Below are 259 nucleotides of genomic sequence, written 5' to 3' on the forward strand. Positions count from 1 at the left end.
GCAGGGCCTCGGCGTCCATCCAGTTCGACAGGCGCTGGATCACGTTCTCGGCCAGCACGTACTGCCGCGCCAGCTGCTCGAAGGCCTCACCCTTGAGCACGGTGCCGTCGATGCCGGTGTGCAGCTCGGCGTCAGCCAGCGCCACGCGGAGCATGAAGGCATCGAGCTCGTGCGCGTCCTTGAGGTACTGCTCGTGCTTGCCTTGCTTGACCTTGTACAGCGGCGGCTGGGCGATGTAGATGTGACCGCGTTCGACCAG

The 259-nt window shown here is 65.6% G+C and carries 1 protein-coding gene; it reads right to left on the reverse strand.

What is annotated here, in order from left to right:
• Positions 1 to 259: hypothetical protein (locus tag ACS2QP_RS28055; protein WP_438883110.1), on the reverse strand; the 259-nt coding region annotated here is incomplete at both ends.

The organism is Bacillus cereus group sp. Bce019, assembly GCF_051781745.1.
Lineage (GTDB): Bacteria > Bacillota > Bacilli > Bacillales > Bacillaceae_G > Bacillus_A > Bacillus_A cereus.